This window comes from Terrisporobacter othiniensis (assembly GCF_000808015.1).
Lineage (GTDB): Bacteria > Bacillota > Clostridia > Peptostreptococcales > Peptostreptococcaceae > Terrisporobacter > Terrisporobacter muris.
On sequence record NZ_JWHR01000051.1, the window covers coordinates 1 to 5,231 of the forward strand.

Annotated in this window: 7 protein-coding genes; all 7 read left to right on the forward strand. The window is 26.8% G+C overall.

What is annotated here, in order from left to right:
* Nucleotides 1-445 precede the first annotated feature (445 nt).
* Complete coding sequence (locus tag QX51_RS20560; RefSeq protein ID WP_161791900.1) at nucleotides 446-622, forward strand: hypothetical protein; 177 nt, start codon at nucleotides 446-448, stop codon at nucleotides 620-622.
* Nucleotides 623-637: 15 nt separating this feature from the next.
* The gene (locus QX51_RS04900; RefSeq protein ID WP_039678786.1) at nucleotides 638-919 is read left to right on the forward strand and encodes a hypothetical protein; all 282 of its coding nucleotides are present in this window, start codon (nucleotides 638-640) and stop codon (nucleotides 917-919) included.
* Nucleotides 920-1,083: 164 nt separating this feature from the next.
* Entirely contained in the window at nucleotides 1,084-1,617 is a 534-nt protein-coding gene (locus QX51_RS04905) for a sigma-70 family RNA polymerase sigma factor (RefSeq protein WP_039678787.1), read from the forward strand.
* Between the two features lies 1 nt (nucleotide 1,618).
* Complete coding sequence (locus QX51_RS04910; protein ID WP_039678788.1) at nucleotides 1,619-2,716, forward strand: DUF5643 domain-containing protein; 1,098 nt, start codon at nucleotides 1,619-1,621, stop codon at nucleotides 2,714-2,716.
* A gap of 152 nt (nucleotides 2,717-2,868) precedes the next feature.
* A complete protein-coding gene (locus tag QX51_RS20565) occupies nucleotides 2,869-3,042 on the forward strand; it encodes a hypothetical protein (RefSeq protein WP_161791901.1) in 174 nt (57 codons plus the stop codon).
* Nucleotides 3,043-3,070: 28 nt separating this feature from the next.
* On the forward strand, nucleotides 3,071-3,469 hold the full coding sequence (locus QX51_RS20865) for a glycine zipper domain-containing protein (protein WP_052232884.1): 399 nt from the start codon (nucleotides 3,071-3,073) through the stop codon (nucleotides 3,467-3,469).
* Between the two features lie 225 nt (nucleotides 3,470-3,694).
* On the forward strand, nucleotides 3,695-5,231 hold a 1,537-nt coding region (gene murJ, locus QX51_RS04920; protein WP_052232885.1), incomplete at its 3' end, for a murein biosynthesis integral membrane protein MurJ.

Below are 5,231 nucleotides of genomic sequence, written 5' to 3' on the forward strand. Positions count from 1 at the left end.
TAGCATGGGGGCCATAGTATATAGTATAATCGTATTAATTTTAAAAGTTGATTCAACTGATTATATTATTGATATAATAAAATCTAAAATAGCAAAATATACTAGTATATTACTAGCCTATTATTACGTTCAATTCATCTTTTATATTTAATTTACCTAACATCCAAGGTAAGTAATTATTAATTATATACACTAAAGGAGCATCTATGATAAGAAATATAATTAATAATAGAGTTCCTCCTAAAATTTTGTTAAAATCATTATTTAAAATAATTTGACATATTCGGATAATGTTTTGATTAGATACTTTGTTAAAGTTAATGTTACTTTTAGATTTGATAAGTATAAAAATAAAATAGATTTGGATGACATAGCCATTGATATAAAATCAGTGGCTTTTTTGATATAATTAAGGTATAAATAATAATCTGACAGGGGAGTTAGTATGAAAATAAGGGAAGCTTATATAGTTATATCTGATGGAAGCAAGGTCTCTAGTGTAGACATGTCAGTAAATAATCGCATATCTAATAAAAAGTTAGAAACAGGCACTACATCTGTAACTTTGCTTAATATGAGATTGATAAATTCTAATTCACCAATGTTATATAATGCGAAATAAAAGGGAGGTAAAAATATGTGGATAATATTCGGGGGTATTGCCATAGTGGCTACTTTTTTAAATCTTTATATGTATAAAGTAGGAAAAAATTATAAACTTGCAATGGCAATAGGATTATCATTTACAGCATTGACAATTTATTCAGGATACTCCGTTGTATCTGAATGGGTACAAGCCAATGACTGGGCTGCTTTAGCCGATGTAGTACCTACTATGGAAAATTTATTCAGGGTTTTAACTATTCTATCTATTGTACTTAACATAACACCTACACTTTTAGAATTAAAAAAAGAATAGTCGCTTTTTTAATATATTACGAAATTAAAGTCCAGCAAATAATATTGCTGGACTTTGTTGATATTAGAATGAACAATAAAATAAAAATATTCAAACATGCAAGTTTTTGATATTAATTTACGAATTAACTAATGTAAAAGCTTTTACAGTGAGGAGGAAGTAACTTGCAAGATAAATTAATGATTAAATACATAAAAAAGAAAAATGAAAAAGGAATGGAAATGTTAATAGATCAGTACAATGGCCTTATTACTTCTGTAGTTAGGTATCATTTAGGTGCTCTTATTAATTATGAAGAAGAATGTGTTAGCGATACTTTATTGGCTATTTGGAATAACATAGATGGATTTGAAAAAAATAAAAATTCTTTTAAAAACTGGATATGTGCAATAGCTAAATATAAAGCAATTGATTATAAAAGAAAATATCTAAATAAGATGGAATCATCTACATTAGATGAAGAGACACCATATATAGATAAAAATTTATTAAATATAGAAATTCAAGAAGAATTAAACGAGACCTTAAACTTCTTATCTAAAGAGGATGAAGAAATATTTAGACGATATTATCTAGAAGGTGAAAGTATAGTAGATATAGCACGGAATAAGAAATTAGCTATTTCTAGTGTCCATAGTAAGTTATCTAGAGGTAAGGCCAAGATAAGAAAATCTTTACTAGAAAATGGAGGTAAATAAAATGATAGACAAATATAAAGTATTAAATAACGAAAAAATTCAATTTGATAGATATACTGAAGTAAAAACTGATAATGAAAAAATGAAAAATATAATGAAATCAAAGATAAAATCTAAAAAGCAAGTAAATAAAAAATTGATAGTAGCAAGTGTATCAGCCACACTTGTTTTAGGTTCTGTAGCTCTTACAAATGAGAGAGCATTGGCATATATAAATAGATTAGTAAATAGTATTGAGTATTTTTTAGATAGAGACTCAGGAGAGTTTGATAAATATAAGTTTGAAGGAAACCAATCATTAGAAAAAGATGGATTGATACTTAACTTAGGAGATGTAATGCTTGATGATAAGCAATTAATCGTAAGTTTGGGGATTGATTATAGTAATTTTGATTTAGAGAAAAACGGATTTAATAAAAAGGACTTTGCACCAGATTTACCCCTTATCACAATAGGCGATATGTCTTTTCCTGGTCAAGGTGGAGCAATTAATCAAAGGAATGTAAGAGGTGAGGATAAAAAAGAAATTTTATATATTGTTGATTTAACTAGAATTGATACTGATGGAGATGGGGTCGTTGATAAAGACTTTGATATACTTAAAAATTTAGAGGAAAATAAAGATTATGATATGAAAATTAAATTTAAAGACTTTGATATAGGTGAGTCAAAAACAGAGTCAAGTAGATGGCTAAGTAAGGAACTTGGAACATGGGAATTTAATACTATTATAAATACTTCTAATATATCTAATGATATGAAAGTTGTTGAAATTAACAAAGCTATTGATATAAGTGAAGGAAATATAAAATGCAAGTTGAAGATTGATGATATAAGGATATCTCCTGTATCTGCAAAGGTTAAGATGGATATAGAAGGAGACACTTCAGATAATACATATTTCTTCTTGTCAGTAACAGATGAAAATGGTAAAGATTTAATGAATCTTGATAGTGGTATTTCAGATACTGAAAATACAGTTTACTGTGATTTTGAACTTAAAGGAACAGAAGAAAAAATAGTAATAACACCTGTTGTTTGTATTGATGGTAATGAAAAACACCTTGATGATGAAGTAATAGAAATAGAAATTCCATAATTTAATCCTACATAAAGTAATACCAATGATTATTAACATAGTTATTGGTATTATTTATATTTATTAAACTTTGGTGACTTTTTTTATATGATTGCTATACATGATGAACAATATTAATATAATACCAAATAAAAATTAGGGGGGAGTTTTCTATGGATGATGTAATGATAGAAACTGATAGATTAATTTTAAGAAAAATAAATAAAGATGATTACTTAGAAATTACAAATATTCTTCAAGATCGTGTAAAAGCCTGTGTATGTCTCAATTGTGGTAGTGTAGAATTTTATATAATGCGAATTAAGAATATTTTTGATATCATATAGATAAGTCTGAATTTATGGAGATAATATAATGAAAAAAACAAGTAAAAATATGGCAATAGGTATGTCACTTGGAATGTGTTTTGGTGCTTCATTTGGAACTTCTTTCGGTGGATTATTTGGTGGTAATATAGCCATGGGTACTTCCATGGGAATTTGCATTGGTATGTTAGTAGGACTTGCTATTGGCTCAGCAAAAGATAAAGCTGTTAATGCACAGATAGAAGAAGAAGGATACACTATCAAGATGATAGAAAAAGATAATAAATCCACTGAATATAAAGTTACTATTGTTAACAATAAAAGGAAAGAGGTAGTTGTTACAGTTCCCTCTAGTACTATGGAAACAGAATTATTTACAGTTGGAGACATAGTGTTCATGGACGAGGATGGAGATATTGAGCAGGCATTTAATAAAGAGAATGAATAATGCAAAAGATTATGCACAGGATCAGTTAAATGTATGGTCACATTGCACTATTAGATAAAAGCAAATCTTTCTTACATTATTGTAAATTGTACTAAGTAATTAAATAATATATTATATGTATATAATATATAAAGTATACTAATATGTTTTCAATTCATATTACTCTTACACAATCATAGAAGATTTATTATATTTAAACAACTTAACATGAAAAGAGGAATTTAGATGTCTAAAATATTAAAATCAGCATCCATACTGTTTATCGCAACAATAATATCAAAGATTGTTGGATTTTTAAGAGATTTAGTTATTGGATATGTGTATGGTATTGGTGTTATATCAGATTCATATCTAATGGCGTTGAATATCATAACGGTAGCATTTATATCGCTATTATGTGTAGCTATTCAAAGTACATATATGCCTATATATACATCAATAGAAGAAAAGAGTGGAAAGGAAAAAGCTTTAAAATTCACAAGCAATGTTATAAATATTATATTTATTATATCATTAATTGTATCAATTTTAGGTTGGATTTTCACAGAACCATTGGTTAAATTGTTTGCAACAGGATTTGAAGGAGAGAGACTTAAGCTTACCATACAACTAACAAGAATTATTTTATTTTCAGTTGGTTTAGTATGTATAACATACGTATTAAAAGCGTACTTAGAGATACATGACTACTTTTTGATTACAGGTATAATGCCCTTACCATATAATATATCAATAATAATATCAGTTTTACTTAGTAGAACTTTTGGTGTAGAAATCTTAGCATATGGAACTGTATTTGCATTTTTTATTCAAATGATATTTTTAATTCCATTTTGCTGTAAAAAGGGATTTAGATACAAATTAAATATTGATTTGTTTGATAAAAATATAAAGAAGATGGCTTTAGCTATAGGACCTGTTTTGATAGGAGCATCAGCATATCAAATAAATAGTTTAGTAGATAAGAATTTATCATCTTTTTTAGTAACAGGTTCTTTATCTGCATTAAATTATGCATATAAATTAAATATGTTTGTTACAGGATTATTTGTTGCATCAATAACAGCTGTAATATATCCTGTATTTTCTAAATTAGGTTCAAAAAAGGATTTAAGAAAACTAAAGATTACATTTTGTAAATCTATTAATTCTGTTATATTAATTATTATGCCTATTTCTATAGGTGCATTTATATTGTCAAAACCAATAGTAAAAGTACTTTTTGAAAGAGGTGCCTTTGATGAAAGTGCAACTATTATAACAGCTCAAGTATTATCTTGCTATGCTATAGGTATGGTTGCGGCAGGAATGAGAGATGTTGCTGTAAGGGTATTTTACTCCTTAGAAGACACCAAAATTCCAATGAAAAATAGTATATTATGTGTTATATCTAATATATTATTAAGCTTAATTTTAATAAGAACAATGAAAGTATCAGGACTTGCTTTAGGTTCAAGTATTTCGGCAATAATAGCTATATGTTTTTTATTGTTTAATCTTAGAAAGAAAATAGGAAAGTTTAATGCAATGAGTATTTTAATGACACTGTTTAAAACATTTTTAGCATCTTGTGTAATGGCTATTATAGTGTTGAAAATTTTTGCAAAAATATCCTTAATTAGTGAGTTCTTAGGATTAATAGTTTCTGTTAGCATGGGGGCCATAGTATATAGTATAATCGTATTAATTTTAAAAGTTGATTCAACTGATTATATTAAAGATATAATAAAATCTAAAATAGCAAAATATACTAGTATATTAC

Excerpts from the sequence above, each read along its gene's own strand:
- QX51_RS20560 (WP_161791900.1), top strand. The coding sequence starts at position 446 with ATGAAAATAAGGGAAGCTTATATAGTTATATCTGATGGAAGCAAGGTC.
- QX51_RS20565 (WP_161791901.1), top strand. The coding sequence starts at position 2,869 with ATGGATGATGTAATGATAGAAACTGATAGATTAATTTTAAGAAAAATA.
- QX51_RS20865 (WP_052232884.1), top strand. The coding sequence starts at position 3,071 with ATGAAAAAAACAAGTAAAAATATGGCAATAGGTATGTCACTTGGAATG.
- QX51_RS04900 (WP_039678786.1), top strand. The coding sequence starts at position 638 with ATGTGGATAATATTCGGGGGTATTGCCATAGTGGCTACTTTTTTAAAT.
- QX51_RS04910 (WP_039678788.1), top strand. The coding sequence starts at position 1,619 with ATGATAGACAAATATAAAGTATTAAATAACGAAAAAATTCAATTTGAT.